We start from the raw sequence: 15,634 nt of genomic DNA on the forward strand, positions 1-15,634 counted from the left end.
GGCATGAGTCCCGTCCTTCTCTTCATTCTTGGAGTAGTTTTCGTCGCGATCGGCGTTGCTGTCTCCATCGCGCTGCACGAGGTAGGCCACCTCGTACCGGCGAAACTCTTCAAGGTGCGCGTCACCAAGTACATGATCGGCTTCGGGCCCACGCTCTGGTCCAAGAAGAAGGGCGAAACGGAGTACGGCTTCAAGGCCCTGCCCCTGGGCGGCTATGTCTCCATGATCGGGATGTACCCGCCCAACAAGGAAGACGGCGGAGTTCGCCCCTCAAGCACCGGCATGTTCCAGACGCTCGCCACCGAAGCGCGGTCGGTTGCCCATGAAGAAGTGGGTCCCGGAGATGAGGGCCGGGTCTTCTACAAGCTTCCCGTGTGGAAGAAAATCATCATCATGCTCGGTGGACCGGCCATGAACATGGTGATTGGCTTGGTCCTGCTGGCCGTGCTGCTCATGGGATTCGGCGTGGCCAAGGCAACAACCACCATCTCCGATGTCTCCAAATGCCAGGTCGCGGCAGGCGAAACCGTCGACCCCGATTCGGCCGACTGCAAGCTCACTCCAGCCGCGGCGGCGGGGCTCCAGCCAAATGACACTGTCACCTCCTTTGACGGCAAGCCGGTCACCGACTGGGATGAACTGACCAGCTGGATCAGGTCCTCCGCGGGCAAGGAAGTGCCCATCACAGTGCAACGGAACGGTTCCCCTGTTGAGACCACCGTGACACCTGTGCTGTCCTCACGTCCGGTGGTGGGGGCAGACGGACGGCAGGAACAGGATGCCAACGGCGTGCTCAAGTACCAGGAGGTCGGCTTCCTCGGTATCGGCGCCCAAAGCGCCTTGGTTCCCCAACCGGCGTCGGCCGTCCTGCCGATGGCGGGCGAGAACATCAAACAAATTTCCGGTGTGATCTTCAACCTGCCCGCCAGGGTGGTGGGGGTCGCGAAGGCTGCCTTCAGCGAAGAGCCCCGGGATCCCAACGGCCCCATCAGCGTAGTGGGCGTTGGGCGGGTGGCCGGTGAAGTAGCGGCCATGGAACAGGTTCCCCTCCAAGCACGGATCGGCACCTTGATTGGACTGCTGGCGGGACTGAACTTCGCATTGGCCATCTTTAACCTCATCCCCCTCCTGCCGCTCGACGGCGGCCATGTGGCCGGCGCCCTTTATGAAGGAGCACGACGCCGGTTGGCCAAGTTGCGCGGCAAGCCGGACCCGGGCGCGTTCGACATCGCGAAACTGCTGCCGGTGACCTATGTGGTGGCCGCGCTGCTGCTGGGCATGAGCGTCCTGCTGATCTACGCAGACATCGTCAAGCCCGTGAACATCTTCGGCTAAGCCATGAACATTTCAGGTTGGGCAGGGGAGATAGGCTAGCTCCATGACTGTTTTCGCTGTTGAGTACGTATACGTCGCCGATTCCGACGCCCTCCGCGACGAAGCCCGCCCAGCACACCGTGCCTGGCTCGCCGAATTGGCTGAGGACGACAAGCTGCTCGCAAGCGGCCCGTACGGCGACGGTGCAGGCGCTTTGCTGATCTTCAAGGCTGCCGAAGAGGCCGAACTCAATAACCTCCTCAAGCAGGACCCCTTCGCGGAAGCCGGAGTCATCGCCGGTATCCGCACCACCGAATGGGCGCCCATCATCGGCGTCCTGGCAGCCCACGCTTCCTAGCCCCGGCGCCCTCCACCACAACGATCCACCCCAACCCAAGGAGTCCACGTGACCTCGGTCAGCCTGGGAATGCCAGCAGCCCCACCCCCCGTCCTTGCCCCGCGCCGCAAGACGCGACAAATCAAGGTTGGTTCCGTTGGCGTTGGCTCTGACTCGCCCATCAGCGTTCAGTCCATGACCACTACGCCCACCACGGACATCAACGCCACCCTCCAGCAGATTGCTGAACTCACGGCGTCGGGTTGCGACATCGTGCGCGTGGCCTGCCCGTCCGCCGATGATGCCGAAGCGCTGCCCATCATCGCCCGGAAGTCCCAGATCCCCGTGATCGCGGACATCCACTTCCAGCCCAAGTACGTCTTCGCCGCCATCGAGGCAGGCTGCGCCGCAGTACGCGTGAACCCCGGCAACATCCGTAAATTCGATGACCAAGTCAAGGAAATCGCGGCTGCGGCTCGGGATCACGGCACGTCCATCCGTATTGGCGTCAATGCCGGCTCGCTGGAGCCGGGCATCCTGAAGAAGTACGGCAAGGCCACACCGGAAGCCCTGGTTGAGTCCGCTGTTTGGGAGGCCTCCTTGTTCGAAGAGCACGGCTTCCACGACTTCAAGATCTCCGTCAAGCACAACGACCCCGTGATCATGGTGGCCGCCTACGAGATGCTTGCAGAGAAGGGCGACTGGCCCCTCCACCTCGGTGTCACCGAGGCCGGACCGGCCTTCCAGGGCACCATCAAGTCGGCCACGGCCTTCGGTGCGCTCCTTTCCCGAGGCATCGGCGACACCATCAGGGTTTCCCTCTCCGCCCCGCCGGTGGAGGAAATCAAGGTGGGCAACCAGATCCTGCAGTCCCTGAACCTCCGCCCGCGCAAGCTGGAGATCGTTTCCTGCCCCTCCTGTGGCCGCGCCCAGGTGGATGTCTATACCCTCGCCGAGCAGGTAACCGCAGGCCTGGAAGGCATGGAGATTCCGTTGCGCGTTGCCGTGATGGGCTGCGTCGTGAACGGACCCGGCGAAGCCCGCGAAGCGGACCTCGGTGTGGCCTCCGGAAATGGCAAGGGACAGATTTTCGTGAAGGGCGAAGTCATTAAGACTGTGCCGGAGAGCGAAATTGTTGAGACACTGATCGAAGAGGCCATGCGTATCGCTGAAGAGATGGGGGAGGCCGATGGCGAAGATGCTGTCAAGGGTAGCCCCGTGGTTAGCGTCTCGTAACGAGAACGGCTTGGGGGTCAGGGTGCTCGGCGGTGCCGACACCCTGGCCCTTCGCGCGCTCGCAAACGAAGACGCCGTAGCAAACGTCTTCATCCTTGCCCACCTGGAGAGCACCGGAACAGCGGCACCCACCAGCGGTGGCGCAAGCGTGTTCGGAGTTTTCGACGGCGACACCCTCCTGGGTGCCTGCTGGGCCGGCGCCAACCTGGTTCCTGTCCAGCTGGAACCCGGACTGGCCGGCTATGTGGCCAACGCCGCCCACCAGACCGGACGTCGATACGCTTCCATTTTCGGACCAGCTGAAACAGTGCTGGCGCTCTATTCCCGTTTCGAGCAGCTGGGCCACCTCGCCCACGAGGTCCGGGCTGACCAACCCCTTCTCTCCATCTCCGGCGGCCCGGCCATCGGTGCCAACCCCGACCTCTCGTTCGGCTCGATGGCAGATTTTGACCGTATCCTCCCCGCCTGTGCCGCCATGTTCGAGGAAGAAGTGGGCTACTCTCCCTTCCTGGGCGGCCAGGAGTTCTACAGCAAAAGGGTGGCCGGACTCATCCGGCAAGGGCACTCCCTGGTTCACATTGATGCCCAAGGGACCGTCATCTTCAAAGCCGAACTGGGGGCCGTCACCCGGGACGTTACCCAGGTGCAGGGCGTGTGGATGAATCCGGAACTGCGCGGCCGCGGCCAGAGCGCCGGTTACATGGCCGCCGTCGTTAATCTCTCAAGGACGTTTGCCCCGGTGACGAGCCTGTACGTCAATGACTACAACACCAAAGCCCGAGCCACATATGAGCGCGTCGGTTTTGAACAGGTGGGCACGTTCGCAACCGTCCTGTTTTAGGCACGTCTGTTTTTAGGTGCAGCCGTTTTAGGCTGGCCGTTTTTAATGCTTCCCGTTTTTAGTGCTGCCGCCTGGTACTTGTAGTCTTATCCCGGTTGGCGCATGCCACCACATCACTCAAACTTCCTTGGGGAACAAATGAATAAGAATGCGCTGCGCGGTTTTGCCGTGTCAGGACTGTTGGTCATGGGCCTTACCGCGTGCAGTGGTCCCGGTACTTCCACGGACGCTGCGTCCGCACCGGCCAGCGAAACGGCGACACCTACGCCTACACAGGTGGAATTCCGCACCTTCTCGAAGGCCGAGCTGACAAAGATTGTTGGCGACGTCCGTGACGCCAAGGGAACCCGCCTCATGGTGATGCCGGATGCCCAGATGGCCGACACCATGAAGCAGGTGAAGGACCTCATGGGGAACAGCGTCATTGAGCCCGCGGCCTGCACCAGCTTCCTCACTGGTGGCGGTATCCAAATGGAAGAGGGTGCCACCATGAGCATCGGTGCTTCCGCCAGTTCAACGGCCGAGACAGCTCATCTCCTGTCCTTGTTCTCGGGAGCCTCGGAGGACCGGGTAAAGGCAGTTGCCGAGAACAATGCCAAGGATCTTGCTGCCTGTGGAGAGGTCCAGATGACGGTCATGGGAGAGGTGGTGCATGCCAGCGTCAAGGCGATGCCGACCTCTGCCAAGACCCCGGGCGCGATCGCTTACCACAGCACGGCCGCCGGTACCGCCGGATCGCAGGAACAGCTGTTCGTCAGCGCAGTCAAGAGCGGCGTCGTTTTGGTAGCCCAGTCCGCCGGGACAAAGGTGCTGGACTCGGACCTTCCCAAGCTTGAAGCGATGCTCGACGACGCTGCGGAGCTCATCAAGTAGCACCCAACTAAGTAACAGTAAATGCCGTTTTGGGCCCTCATAACGGCATTTACTGTTACCTAGATGGGGGAGGCCAGGTTCCCCGTGAGGTAGCGCTGGATGGTCGGGGCCACCAAACGGACCACGTCATCGCGAGGGGCGGAGGCCAGGGGCTGCAGCCGGATCACGTATCGCCCCAGCATGAGTCCCACCACCTGGGTTGCCACCAGGCTGCCGCGGAGCCGTACTTCCTCGGCCGAGCCAGGCAAGCCGGGCGTGATCCGGGGGAGGACTGCCCGGTTGACCATCTCGCGCATGAGCGCAGTCTTGGCCTTCGAACCGATGGTGCCGCGGGCGAAAGCCACCAAGGCGTGCTGCGCCGGGCCTTCCCAGAGTTCCAGGACGGCCCGGACAATGGCTTCCGCCCTTACGGCCGGATCAACGTTTTCGACGTCGGCAAGAACCGCCGCGGGGTCGGCCGGCAGGGCGACGCTTGCTGCGAACAGCTCGTCTTTGCCCTTGAAGAAGTGGTGCACCATGCCTGGATCCACTGACGCTTCGCGGGCCACCTGGCGCAGGCTTGTGCCATCGAACCCCTGCTCGGCGAAGAGTGCCCGTGCCGCAGCCAGGATGGCCTCCCTGGAGTGGTCCCCCGGACTGCGTCGGCCACGCCGCAGTTGCGGAAGGCTCATCGTGTTTGCCGCCTCAGCGTCAGCGAAGCCAGGACCAGGACTCCCACCACTGTCAATCCCATGACCAAAGCGTCCTGCCACAGCGCAGACGTCGCCTCGGCATTACCCGCGATCTCCTTCAACGCATCCACCGAGAACGTCAAGGGGAGGACGCCGGAGATGCTGTCCAGGACCTGGTTCATGTCCTGGCGTGCTACAAAAAGTCCGCACAGCAGGATCTGCGGAACCACCACTACCGGCATGAATTGCACCGCTTGGAACTCCGTCCGCGCAAACGCCGAACACAGCAGGCCCAAGGCCACCCCGAGCACAGCATTAATCACGGCGATCAGCACCACCAGCCCGGGGCTTCCCTGGATGTCCAGGTTGAAAATCCAGTAGGCCACGGCAGTGGCCACCAGGGATTGCAGGGCCGCCATGATCGAGAAAGCCAGTGCATAGCCGAACAGCAGGTCGGCTTTATGGATGGGCGTGGTGAGCAGCCGTTCCAGTGTCCCGGACGTACGTTCGCGGAGCATGGTGATGGAGGTCACCAGGAACATCACTACGAACGGAAAGATGGCCAGCATCATCAGGCCCACACGGTCAAACGTGCGGGGGACTCCTGGCGGCAGGCTTTCATTTTCGTAGAGAAAGTAGACGGCCGTCAGGAGGAGGGCAGGCACCACGAGGATCAGGGCCACGCTCCGGTGGTCGTGCCGCAGTTGCCCCAGGACGCGGGTGGTGGTGGCGAGGGTCATTCGGAGGTTCATGATGATGCCACCTGGCTTTCCTGCTGGCCGCGGCCGGCGGCCTTGATGATGGTCAGGAACGCCCGTTCAAGGTCGTCGCTGCTTCCGCGTTCGGCCAGCTCGCGCGGCGTCAATTGCGCCATCAGGAGGCCGTCCCGCAGCAACAGGAGCGTTGAGCAATGGGATGCTTCCTCCATGACGTGGCTCGAGACCAGCAGGGTAGTTCCCTGTGCGGCCATGGCGGCAAACCGCTCCCACAGTTCAGCCCGGAGTACGGGGTCCAAACCCACGGTGGGCTCGTCCAGCACCAGCAGTTTCGGGTGGGACACCAGCGCACAGGCCAGAGAGACCCGGCTGAATTGGCCACCCGACAGGTCGGCGGCCTTTTGCCGGGAAAAGTCCTGAAGTCCGACGGCGGCAATCGCTTCGGCGGCATCGGCCGCCGTCGCACCGTGCATGGCGCCAAAATAGCGGACGTTCGACTCGACGCTTAGGTCTCCGTAGACGCTGGCACCCTGGGTGACGTATCCGACGTCGTGCCTCAACGGCGCGCTGCCGGCCGGCAGCCCGAGGACGGTCACCGATCCCTGCGTTATCCGCTGGACTCCGACGATCGCGCGCATGAGCGTGGTCTTGCCGCTTCCCGAGGGCCCCAGCAACCCGGCTATCCGGCCCGGCTCTACCGAGAAATCCAGGCCGCGAAGGACTTTGGTCCGGCCCAGGGCAACATGAAGTCCCCTCGCTTCGATGGCAGCCGCGGCGACGGGGCGGGCGGCGTGACGGGCGGTCTGCGACATGATGGCCTCACGAAGATCCAGTAATTCACCAAGTGATGAATTAAACGTAGAACGGCCGGAGGTGCTGGTCAAGGCCCTTCTTTATCCATCGAAAGCACAAGGAATCCTTGAAAACGTGTCGCCGATCACATAGGTTCGTCCCTAACCGTGTCGTTGGGGCGCGGGTGATCATTGAGGGGAATCGTGACAATGGCAGTTGGCGTTGATCTTTCCAAAGCACTCGATAAGGCGTACGAGGACAAGACCCTGAAGGAAATTCTGGACGCATCTCCGGCCGCGTTGGCGGGTGTTACGGATGCGACGGCAAAGGTGTTGAAGGATTCCCTGGGTATCGACACCATCCGCGAGCTCGGCAGCAACAAGCACTTCGCAGTCGCAGGCGTCCTCGTCGCCCTGGAGGGAAAGACGAAGTAGTCCACGGATAAAGCCTGCGGCCGGACGGCCGTTGAGCCACGCCATCGCCGGATGACCAGCCCACAGCGGCCAGGGGCTTCCGCTCGCGACGGCGTGGCTCTTCCGTGTGTGGGCCAGGGCGGTCCGGGCGCCCGTTCAGGGCGCGAGGCCGTCAGCCGGTAGATTAGTAGGCAGTTGTTCTGCCACATCTGCCAAAGAAACGGATACGTACCCGTGGTCCTTCGCCTTTCCCAGTTATTCCTGCGCACCCTGCGTGAAGATCCCGTCGACGCCGAGGTCGCCAGCCACAAGCTCCTGGTCCGCGCCGGCTACATCCGCCGTGCGGCCCCCGGCATCTACACCTGGCTCCCGTTGGGGCTGAGCGTCCTGCGCAAGGTCGAGGACATCATCCGCCAGGAAATGTCCGCCATCGGTGCCCAGGAAGTCCACTTCCCGGCGTTGCTTCCCCGCGAGCCCTACGAGGCCACCAACCGCTGGACCGAGTACGGCGAAGGCCTGTTCCGCCTGCAGGACCGCAAGGGTGCCGACTACCTGTTGGCCCCTACGCACGAGGAAATGTTCACCCTGCTGGTCAAGGATCTGTACTCGTCCTACAAGGACCTGCCGCTGAGCCTCTACCAGATCCAGAACAAGTACCGCGATGAAGCCCGTCCCCGTGCGGGCCTCCTGCGCGGCCGCGAGTTCATCATGAAGGACTCCTACTCGTTCGACGTCGACGACGCCGGGCTGGACGCAAGCTACGCCGCCCACCGTGCTGCCTACCTGAAGATCTTCGAGCGCCTGGGCCTTGAAGTGATCCCCGTGGCCGCCACGGCCGGCGCGATGGGTGGCTCCAAGAGCGAGGAATTCCTGTTCCCCACCGAGATCGGCGAGGACACGTTCGTACGCTCCGCAGGCGGCTACTACGCCAACGTCGAAGCCGTCACAACCGTCGTCCCGGCTGACATCGACTTCACCAACGCACCTCCCGCCGCGGTCCTGGACACGCCCAACACGCCCACCATCGAGACCTTGGTCGCCGCAGCGAACCAGCTGGCTCCCCGCAACGCTTCCGACGGCGGCCCCTGGACTGCCGCCGACACGCTCAAGAATGTGGTCCTCGCCGTGACGCTGCCCACCGGTGAGCGCCAGATCGTGGTTATCGGCGTACCGGGCGACCGCGCCGTGGACCTCAAGCGCGTGGAAGCCAACATCGGCTCGTACCTGCCCATCGCGGGTGAAATCGGGCTCGAGGCTGCCAACGAGGAAGACCTCAAGAAGCTGCCGTGGCTCGTAAAGGGCTACATCGGTCCGGGGCTGTCCCTCGACCAGCCCGTACTGGGCCTTGAGGGCACCTCCAAGGTGCTGTTCCTGGTTGATCCCCGGGTTGTTTCCGGCACTAGCTGGGTGACCGGCGCCAACTCCGAGGGCAAGCACGTCTTTGGCCTGGTGGCCGGCCGCGACTTCAGCTGGGACGGCGTCATCGAGAGCACTGAAGTGCGTGAAGGCGACCCTGCTCCTGACGGCTCCGGTCCCTTGGAGACGGCCCGCGGTATTGAAATGGGCCACATTTTCCAGCTCGGCCGTAAGTACGCAGAAGCCCTCGACCTGAAGGTCCTGGACCAGAACGGCAAGCAGGTAGTAGTGACCATGGGCTCCTACGGCGTGGGCGTGACCCGTGCCGTTGCAGCCTTGGCCGAAGCCAACCACGACGAGCGGGGCATTGTTTGGCCGCGCTCGGTTGCTCCGGCAGATGTCCACGTTGTGGCCGTAGGCCGCGGCGAGGAGATCTTCGAAGCCGCCGAGAGGCTCTCCAACGAGCTTGAGGCTGCCGGTTTGGAGGTCATCTTCGATGACAGGCCCAAGGTATCTCCCGGCGTGAAGTTTGGCGATGCCGAGCTGGTGGGCGTGCCCACCATCCTCGCAGTCGGCCGTGGCCTGACGGACGGCGTGGTGGAAATCAAGGACCGTCGCAGCGGCGATGCCGAGAACGTCCCCGTGGACAAGGCCGTGGATTACGTGGTCAACGCCGTACGATCCCGGTGATCTCCGGCTTCGAATCGATCCAGCTCACCACACTCATCCTGATTGTGGTGGCTGGATTCGCGGCCGGCTGGATTGACGCAGTGGTTGGGGGAGGGGGGCTGATCCAGCTCCCCGCCCTCCTGCTGGTACCGGGCATCACGCCCGTCCAAGCCCTGGCGACCAACAAAATGGGGTCCATCTTCGGCACCACCACCAGCGCAGTAACGTACTACCGCCGCGTAGGACCGGACCTCAAGACCGCGATTCCCATGGCAGTCATCGCCCTGGCCGGGAGCTTTGGCGGAGCCATCCTGGCGGCGTCCCTCCCGGCGAGTGTTTTCAAGCCCATCATCGTGCTGGCGCTGATCGCCGTCGCGATTTTCACGGCGCTGCGTCCTCAAGCAGGTGAGCTGACGGCACTGCGGCACGATGGACACAAGCACTATGTTGTGGCCTGCCTTATTGGCGCGGTCATCGGTTTCTACGATGGCCTGATCGGTCCCGGCACGGGCTCGTTCCTTGTCATTGCACTGGTTTCGGCCATGGGCTATGCCTTCCTGGAAGCAAGTGCCAAAGCGAAGATCGTCAATATGGCAACCAATGCTGGAGCGCTGATCTTCTTCCTGCCGCACGGCTCACTGTTGTGGGGCGTGGGCCTGGTCCTCGGACTCGCCAACATGGCTGGTGGCTATCTCGGCGCCAGGACGGCAGTGGCGAGGGGAAGCAAGTTCGTGCGGCTGGTCTTCCTCATTGTGGTGGCGGCGCTGATCATCAAACTGGGTGTCGATGTCTGGAATGAGAACTTCGCCTAGGGTTCTCCGACTCCTCAGCTTTTGAGCCCGCCCGGATCCGGGAGTTCGTGGGCCCGCGGTAAGTTGTCCAAGGTCCGGCCCGCCATGGTGCTCGCTACCCACAGCGACCGGGCCAGATCGCCGCCGTGTCCCGGCTTTGTGGCGTACCACAGGGCATTTCCCACTTCACGGGCGATGCTCCACTGCCGCGCGATCCCGGGGTCAAGGCCGGCAGCAAGGCTGAAGTCGTGGCACCGCTCCCGCAACGCGGCTTCCGGGTCTGTCCGGGACAGCTCGCCTATGCGGTTCCAGAGAATCGGGGCCACGGCGAATTCCGCTTCGCCGATCTGCGGTTGCGGATCGATGGCGAGGTAGCTTCCGCGGCCAAGCTGGTGGTCGCGGGTGGCCAGGATATTCATGAAGTGCAGATCCGTGTGGACCAGGACGTCTTTGCCTGAACGTCGGCCCACGGCTCCGCGCGTCTGGCACACCTCCAGGGCTGCCTCCAAAAGCCACCTCGGGAAGGGCCGGTCAAGGCGTTCCCATTCTGCGGGCAGTTCGTCGCTCCAGCGCTCGGCAGTCGCGGCGATGTGATCGAAGGCCTGCCAAACACGACCTTCGCCGGGCTGGATAGAGAGCTTCCGCACGATGCCGCCCCACGTGTCCACAGCCTGGTCCATCGGCACGTCCTGAAGCCACCTCGATGCGTCCAGGCGTTCCAACAGCATGGAGCAACTGTCGGCATCGGATGCCAGGAGAAGGACAGCGCCCCGGCCCTCCCACAATGACAGGGCATGCCGCTCCACTTTCGCTTCGTCGTGCGGGAAGGCAATCTTCAAGGCTGCGGGAACGCCATCCTGCAGGACCGGCACAACGAGTGCGCCGTGGCCGTTCCACGGCTCGGCACCCGGCGCCAGGTCAACGGAAAGCTGCCACCTGTCCAAGGCCCCGGCGACGAGACCCGGCAGGCTGGCCAACCAGTCCCGGCCCGCTGAGTCGCGGTTATACCGGGCGTGAAGGTCGCCCGGAATGGGAATCATCGCGTGAAGGGTCACGCGAACAGCCTAACTCTGCGGCAACGCGCGGCCCCTAGAAAACGCCGCTGGCGCCCAAGAGCGTTCCGATCGAGAAGGTTGCGGCGAGAGCCAGGGCTCCGCCCAGCACCACCCTCACTGCCGCCCTGAAGCGCGAGGCCCCGCCAATCCAGGCACCAATGGCGCCGGTGATGGCCAAGGCCAGGAGCACGGCAACGAACGTCAGGGGTACCCGCATTTCCGCAGGGGGAAGGAGAATCGCCAGCATCGGCAGCACCGCTCCCAGCGTGAACGCCACCGCGGAGGCCAAGGCTGCGTTCCATGGACTCACGATGTCGTTTTCGTGAATGTTCAGTTCGGCGGAAAGGTGGGCTGCCAAAGCATCGTGTTCGGTCAGTTCTTCGGCAACCGTCCTGGCCGTCTTGGCGCTTAGCCCCTTGGATTCGTAGATCGCGGCGAGTTCCTCGAGCTCGTCCTCAGGCTGTTCGGCCAGTTCGCGCCGTTCCTTTTCGATCAGGGCCCTCTGGGTGTCGCTCTGGCTGCTGACCGAAACGTACTCTCCCAAGGCCATGGAGATCGCTCCACCAACCAGGCCCGCTGTTCCGGCGGCCAGGATGCTGCCCGTGTTGGTGGTGGCACCCGCCACGCCAACCACTATTGCCGCTACCGACACAATCCCGTCGTTGGCGCCCAGTACCCCGGCCCTTAGCCAGTTCAGCCGGTGCGCCAGATCGTCCCGGTGCGGCTCGTTCTCATGGGTGGTGGCAGTTTCCGTTGAAGCCATGTTCCTAGCCAAGCACCCGTTGACGGGCTTGGCCAGCATGGAAAGGCTCACCTATCCGGCGTTCGTCGCCCGGCCCGTGCTCGAAGCTGGAGCCGACGTTGGCAGCGGTGGCAACTCCCCGGCGTCGAGCTTGAGTCCCGGGAGCGCCGGAAGGGTGGCGCCCCAGGCAATGCTCCTGCGGGCCGCGGACAGGAGGCCGTCCACCGCCCACTGCCGGGTTTCATCCGTGGACAACGCCACGAGGTCCCCGTATCCGGGCAAAGCGGACGTTTCCAGGGCGCCCAAGGCCGCAGCAGGATCCTGCGCGAAGAGCGTCGGAAGCTGATAGCCGGCCGTCGTAGCGGGCACGTCGCCGCAGTTGGCGCGGGTCAGCGCTTCAGCCTGTCGGAGCAGGAGCAAATGCGCTTGCAAGTCCTTTGCAGCGGCCGTGGCAACAGCATCATCAAGCCGTTTCAGGGCCACTTGGTAGGCGTACACCGCTTCCTGCTGGGAGCGGACTGCCGCGGCAAGGGCCGAATCGGTGGTGGCCGATGAAGGGTCCGGTGTGGGGCTGACGGAGGGGCAGGCGGCTGCTGTTGGTGCGGCTGCCGGCACCGTGGTGTTGTTGGCGGGCGGCGTGTTGTTGGCCGGCGTCGTGTCCCCGGGCAACGGCAACTGCCACGCTGCGGCCAGCGTTTCGGCGTGGACCAGCTGGGATGTTCCGACGGCGGCAAGCAGGCGGGCGATACCGCCGTCGGCTTCCCGTGCGTCAGCCAGGCGTTTCCGACCACTGCCGGACAGCTGCTCCAGCAGCGAAGCCCGGGTTGCAGTTGCGTCATCTGAGGCCTCCGTTGTTGCGGCAGCAGGGGAGGTTGATGTGGGGCGGAGGCCAGGCGCGTCGGCAGGAGCAGCCAAAGCTTGCGCATGCGTTGTCAGCAATGTCACAAGATCCGCGAGACCTTGGTTTTTGGCGTCCGGACCCCCGGCCGTGGACAGGGCGTCAGCGGACTCCAGCAATCGCGCGGCGTCATGCGCGGCATCGGCGCGGGCGGTTTCGGTGAAGGAAACGGGCGGGGGAGTCCCGGAATCGCGCGGAATCAGCACCATTCCCGTACCTGCCACCAGAAGGGCCACCACGGCAACCAGCAGAACCCGGCCCCAAGCCCGTGTTCGTCGTTTTTCGCTTGTTCGCCCGTTCACAACACACCATGGTGTCACGTGGGCGGGCAACTCCGTGCACCATGTTCCCGGGATAATCGTTAGGCTAGTAGTCACAACAACATCTATCGGGAGGCGGCGGGCAACGTGAGTGACTCGGAAGCCACGACTTCAACAGACCGTTCTGAATCGAACTCAACGGCCACCATCCACAACCCGGAAGAGAGCAGGCTCAAGGCGCTGCTCGAACCGGCCGTCCTTGCCAGCAGGCTCTACCTCGAGGATGTTTCCATCCACGTTGCCGGATCACACCGGACGGTCCACGTCGTCGTGGACCTGCCCCAGGAAGAAACCGGCGGCGTCAGCCTTGACGCCATCGCGGAAGTCTCCCGTGGATTGTCCGATATTCTGGACAACGATCCCAAGGACGACGGCCGTCCCTACGACCTCGAGGTTTCCTCCCCGGGAGTCGGACGGCCGCTGACTGAGCCCCGCCACTGGCACCGGGCCCGTGGCCGGATGGTCAGGGTCAAGGTGATCCAGGGCGAGAACCTTCTGGGACGCATTTCCTCCGTCGGCGAGAACGACGTGACGCTCATCCCCGAGCATGAAGTCAAGAAGGGCATGAAGCCCAAGCAGGGCGACCCCATCACTATTCCTTTCGACAGGATCCGCCAAGGAAAAGTCGAGATTGAATTCAGCCACCTCCATGAGGCTGCGCTGGAAGACGAGCACAACGGACCTTCCGAGGAGGCCTAATGGATATTGACATGAGCGCACTGAGACTCCTGGAGCGTGAGCGTGAAATCCCGCTGGATCTCCTGATTCCCACCATCGAGCAAGCGCTGTTGGTGGCGTACCACAAGACGCCCGGCGCTTTCGAAAAGGCCCGCGCGGAACTGGACCGTAAGAGCGGACACGTGACCATCTGGGCCACTGAAATCGACGACGACGGCGAGCCCATCGGCGAATTCGAGGACACCCCGGCCGGCTTTGGCCGCATTGCGGCAAGCACCGCACGCCAGATCATCCTCCAGCGTCTTCGCGACGTTGAGGACGACAACGTGCTGGGCGAGTTCAAGGGCCGTGAAGGCGAACTCGTGGCCGGAATGATCCAGCAGGGCAACAACCCTCACATGATCCAGGTCAACCTTGGATCTGTTGAGGCCTTGCTGCCCCCGCCCGAGCAGGTTCCCGGCGAGAAGTACCTGCACGGAAGCCGCCTGCGCGCTTTCGTCGTGGACGTCCACCGCGGCGCCAAAGGCCCCTCCATCACGCTTTCACGCTCACACCCCGGGCTGGTCCGGAAGCTCTTCGAAATGGAAGTTCCGGAGATTGCCGACCACTCTGTGGAGATCGTGGCGCTGGCCCGCGAAGCCGGCCACCGAACCAAGATTGCCGTGAAGACGAACACCCCGGGCGTCAACGCCAAGGGTGCCTGCATCGGTGAAATGGGTTCACGCGTCCGCGCTGTGATGACTGAGCTGAACGACGAAAAGATCGACATCGTGGACTTCAGCGATGATCCGGCAACCTTCATCGCCAACTCGTTGTCTCCGTCGCGGGTGAATTCGGTCACAATCACCGACGAGGCCACCCGTTCGGCCCGGGTCGTAGTGCCGGACTACCAGCTGTCGCTGGCGATCGGCAAAGAAGGCCAGAACGCCCGGCTCGCAGCCAAGCTGACGGGATGGCGGATCGATATCGTTTCCGACGCCGCCCCCGCCAAGTCCGAATAGTTCGCAACCGGCGGCTTCGGCCGCCGGTTCCATGCCGCGTATCCCTCGCCCTTGGTTTCAGGACTCAGGGCCCGGGGGGCTAGACTGGATGGAACCGGGCTTACGTCCGGTATCCGCGCGCCTTGGTGTGCCCCGGCTGCATGTGCAGGCCGGCACCCCGGGCGAAAGTAGCGTAAGGCAGGTTGGACACATCGTGGCTGAACTGCTTGAACATGGCCCGGGGCCTGTTCGCACCTGCATCGGATGCCGGAAGCAAGGCTCCCGGTCCGGGCTTGTCCGGCTCGTCGCCCAAGGCAGCGGTTCATCCGCCGTCCTCGTTGACGTTCGACGCCGGATGGCCGGCAGGGGTGCGTGGCTGCACCCCAGCGAAAAGTGCTTGGCATTGGCGATCAAGCGTCGCGCTTTCGGAAGGGCCCTCCCGGGCGCTACTGAAACGGGCGCCGTCGAACGCTACCTGATGCCGGGTACGCCACTTGTGGAGGCTTCGGCATCCGCAGGAAAACCGTCCAAACCTGAAAGCGGGTCAGAAAACTGATGGAAACCCGATGAGTTCCCAGCGATGAGTGCGTAACGATGACAACTTTGTTGCGCTCTGCAATGGGCCTTTCAATCGCGCAAGCGGCGAAGGCCCGCAGTAAGAAGTAGACGGTTCGTGCCTGGCTCGGTGCGGACCGAGACAGGAGAAATGTGGCCAAGGTCCGCGTACATGAGCTCGCCAAAGAGCTCGGTATTACTTCCAAAGATGCAGTCACCAAACTGCAGGAATTGGGCGAATTCGTTCGCTCCGCCTCTTCCACCATTGAGGCCCCCGTCGTGAAGAAGCTTCGCGACGCCTACCCGGGTGCCGGCGCTGCAAAGTCAGCCGCACCCGCAGCTGCCCCGGCGGCAGCACGTCCCGCAGCATCCCGTCCGGCGGCCCCGGCTCCCGGCC

General features: G+C 63.7%; 19 protein-coding genes. 12 read left to right on the forward strand and 7 right to left on the reverse strand.

What is annotated here, in order from left to right:
* Positions 1–3 precede the first annotated feature (3 nt).
* The 5 genes from PJL15_RS20655 (at position 4) to PJL15_RS20675 (ending at position 4,601) form a co-directional block, all read left to right on the forward strand.
* Positions 4–1,335 carry a M50 family metallopeptidase gene (locus PJL15_RS20655; protein WP_281453008.1) on the forward strand — a complete coding sequence of 444 codons (1,332 nt, stop codon included), beginning with the start codon at positions 4–6 and terminating at the stop codon, positions 1,333–1,335.
* A 43-nt stretch (positions 1,336–1,378) separates the two neighbouring features.
* On the forward strand, positions 1,379–1,672 hold the full coding sequence (locus PJL15_RS20660; protein WP_281453009.1) for a YciI family protein: 294 nt from the start codon (positions 1,379–1,381) through the stop codon (positions 1,670–1,672).
* Between the two features lie 48 nt (positions 1,673–1,720).
* A complete protein-coding gene (ispG, locus tag PJL15_RS20665) occupies positions 1,721–2,887 on the forward strand; it encodes a flavodoxin-dependent (E)-4-hydroxy-3-methylbut-2-enyl-diphosphate synthase (protein ID WP_018779026.1) in 1,167 nt (388 codons plus the stop codon).
* The gene (locus PJL15_RS20670) at positions 2,850–3,728 is read left to right on the forward strand and encodes a GNAT family N-acetyltransferase (RefSeq protein ID WP_281453020.1); all 879 of its coding nucleotides are present in this window, start codon (positions 2,850–2,852) and stop codon (positions 3,726–3,728) included. The genes ispG and PJL15_RS20670 overlap by 38 nt, the downstream gene beginning before the upstream one ends.
* Before the next feature lie 138 nt (positions 3,729–3,866).
* Positions 3,867–4,601, forward strand: a complete 735-nt coding sequence (locus PJL15_RS20675) for a hypothetical protein (protein WP_281453010.1) — start codon at positions 3,867–3,869, stop codon at positions 4,599–4,601.
* A 59-nt stretch (positions 4,602–4,660) separates the two neighbouring features.
* Here the strand turns inward: PJL15_RS20675 and PJL15_RS20680 are convergent, their stop codons facing one another.
* From PJL15_RS20680 to PJL15_RS20690, 3 genes are read right to left on the reverse strand one after another with little or no spacing between them, the layout of a single operon-like run.
* On the reverse strand, positions 4,661–5,272 hold the full coding sequence (locus PJL15_RS20680) for a TetR/AcrR family transcriptional regulator (protein WP_281453011.1): 612 nt from the start codon (positions 5,270–5,272) through the stop codon (positions 4,661–4,663).
* On the reverse strand, positions 5,269–6,012 hold the full coding sequence (locus PJL15_RS20685) for an ABC transporter permease (RefSeq protein ID WP_281453021.1): 744 nt from the start codon (positions 6,010–6,012) through the stop codon (positions 5,269–5,271). Before PJL15_RS20685 ends, PJL15_RS20680 begins: the two co-directional genes overlap by 4 nt.
* Before the next feature lie 8 nt (positions 6,013–6,020).
* Positions 6,021–6,800 carry an ABC transporter ATP-binding protein gene (locus PJL15_RS20690; protein WP_281453022.1) on the reverse strand — a complete coding sequence of 260 codons (780 nt, stop codon included), beginning with the start codon at positions 6,798–6,800 and terminating at the stop codon, positions 6,021–6,023.
* 189 nt (positions 6,801–6,989) lie between these two features.
* On the opposite strand from PJL15_RS20690, the gene PJL15_RS20695 reads away from it, so the two are divergent.
* The 3 genes from PJL15_RS20695 (at position 6,990) to PJL15_RS20705 (ending at position 10,030) form a co-directional block, all read left to right on the forward strand.
* Positions 6,990–7,214: a hypothetical protein gene (locus tag PJL15_RS20695; RefSeq protein WP_281453023.1), complete on the forward strand. Its 225-nt coding sequence runs from the start codon at positions 6,990–6,992 to the stop codon at positions 7,212–7,214.
* A gap of 213 nt (positions 7,215–7,427) precedes the next feature.
* Entirely contained in the window at positions 7,428–9,239 is a 1,812-nt protein-coding gene (locus PJL15_RS20700; RefSeq protein ID WP_281453012.1) for a proline--tRNA ligase, read from the forward strand.
* Positions 9,236–10,030: a sulfite exporter TauE/SafE family protein gene (locus PJL15_RS20705; protein WP_281453013.1), complete on the forward strand. Its 795-nt coding sequence runs from the start codon at positions 9,236–9,238 to the stop codon at positions 10,028–10,030. Before PJL15_RS20700 ends, PJL15_RS20705 begins: the two co-directional genes overlap by 4 nt.
* 14 nt (positions 10,031–10,044) lie before the next feature.
* Here PJL15_RS20705 and PJL15_RS20710 read toward each other — a convergent pair whose 3' ends face one another.
* The 3 genes from PJL15_RS20710 to PJL15_RS20720 are packed head-to-tail and all read right to left on the reverse strand — an operon-like array spanning position 10,045 to position 13,006.
* Positions 10,045–11,049: an aminoglycoside phosphotransferase family protein gene (locus tag PJL15_RS20710; RefSeq protein WP_432443844.1), complete on the reverse strand. Its 1,005-nt coding sequence runs from the start codon at positions 11,047–11,049 to the stop codon at positions 10,045–10,047.
* A gap of 49 nt (positions 11,050–11,098) precedes the next feature.
* On the reverse strand, positions 11,099–11,827 hold the full coding sequence (locus PJL15_RS20715; protein ID WP_281453015.1) for a VIT1/CCC1 transporter family protein: 729 nt from the start codon (positions 11,825–11,827) through the stop codon (positions 11,099–11,101).
* Between the two features lie 51 nt (positions 11,828–11,878).
* On the reverse strand, positions 11,879–13,006 hold the full coding sequence (locus tag PJL15_RS20720) for a ferritin-like domain-containing protein (RefSeq protein WP_281453016.1): 1,128 nt from the start codon (positions 13,004–13,006) through the stop codon (positions 11,879–11,881).
* Positions 13,007–13,111: 105 nt separating this feature from the next.
* Between PJL15_RS20720 and rimP the strand changes: the two genes are divergently transcribed.
* Positions 13,112–13,723: a ribosome maturation factor RimP gene (rimP, locus tag PJL15_RS20725; protein ID WP_281453017.1), complete on the forward strand. Its 612-nt coding sequence runs from the start codon at positions 13,112–13,114 to the stop codon at positions 13,721–13,723.
* Positions 13,723–14,703: a transcription termination factor NusA gene (nusA, locus tag PJL15_RS20730; RefSeq protein WP_281453018.1), complete on the forward strand. Its 981-nt coding sequence runs from the start codon at positions 13,723–13,725 to the stop codon at positions 14,701–14,703. Before rimP ends, nusA begins: the two co-directional genes overlap by 1 nt.
* Before the next feature lie 100 nt (positions 14,704–14,803).
* Here nusA and PJL15_RS20735 read toward each other — a convergent pair whose 3' ends face one another.
* Positions 14,804–14,995, reverse strand: a complete 192-nt coding sequence (locus PJL15_RS20735) for a hypothetical protein (protein WP_281453025.1) — start codon at positions 14,993–14,995, stop codon at positions 14,804–14,806.
* On the opposite strand from PJL15_RS20735, the gene PJL15_RS20740 reads away from it, so the two are divergent.
* Positions 14,942–15,238, forward strand: a complete 297-nt coding sequence (locus PJL15_RS20740; RefSeq protein ID WP_348651501.1) for a YlxR family protein — start codon at positions 14,942–14,944, stop codon at positions 15,236–15,238. The genes PJL15_RS20735 and PJL15_RS20740 overlap by 54 nt on opposite strands.
* 152 nt (positions 15,239–15,390) lie before the next feature.
* Positions 15,391–15,634, forward strand: a 244-nt coding sequence (locus PJL15_RS20745) for a translation initiation factor IF-2 N-terminal domain-containing protein (RefSeq protein WP_281453019.1), incomplete at its 3' end; no start/stop codon positions are given.

It is taken from the genome of Paenarthrobacter nitroguajacolicus, from assembly GCF_029952445.1.
Taxonomy (GTDB): Bacteria; Actinomycetota; Actinomycetes; order Actinomycetales; family Micrococcaceae; genus Arthrobacter; species Arthrobacter nitroguajacolicus_B.

Excerpts from the sequence above, each read along its gene's own strand:
- PJL15_RS20655 (WP_281453008.1), top strand. The coding sequence starts at position 4 with ATGAGTCCCGTCCTTCTCTTCATTCTTGGAGTAGTTTTCGTCGCGATC.
- PJL15_RS20660 (WP_281453009.1), top strand. The coding sequence starts at position 1,379 with ATGACTGTTTTCGCTGTTGAGTACGTATACGTCGCCGATTCCGACGCC.
- PJL15_RS20670 (WP_281453020.1), top strand. The coding sequence starts at position 2,850 with ATGCTGTCAAGGGTAGCCCCGTGGTTAGCGTCTCGTAACGAGAACGGC.
- PJL15_RS20675 (WP_281453010.1), top strand. The coding sequence starts at position 3,867 with ATGAATAAGAATGCGCTGCGCGGTTTTGCCGTGTCAGGACTGTTGGTC.
- PJL15_RS20680 (WP_281453011.1), bottom strand. The coding sequence starts at position 5,272 with ATGAGCCTTCCGCAACTGCGGCGTGGCCGACGCAGTCCGGGGGACCAC.
- PJL15_RS20685 (WP_281453021.1), bottom strand. The coding sequence starts at position 6,012 with ATGACCCTCGCCACCACCACCCGCGTCCTGGGGCAACTGCGGCACGAC.
- PJL15_RS20690 (WP_281453022.1), bottom strand. The coding sequence starts at position 6,800 with ATGTCGCAGACCGCCCGTCACGCCGCCCGCCCCGTCGCCGCGGCTGCC.
- PJL15_RS20695 (WP_281453023.1), top strand. The coding sequence starts at position 6,990 with ATGGCAGTTGGCGTTGATCTTTCCAAAGCACTCGATAAGGCGTACGAG.
- PJL15_RS20710 (WP_432443844.1), bottom strand. The coding sequence starts at position 11,049 with ATGATTCCCATTCCGGGCGACCTTCACGCCCGGTATAACCGCGACTCA.
- PJL15_RS20715 (WP_281453015.1), bottom strand. The coding sequence starts at position 11,827 with ATGGCTTCAACGGAAACTGCCACCACCCATGAGAACGAGCCGCACCGG.
- nusA (WP_281453018.1), top strand. The coding sequence starts at position 13,723 with ATGGATATTGACATGAGCGCACTGAGACTCCTGGAGCGTGAGCGTGAA.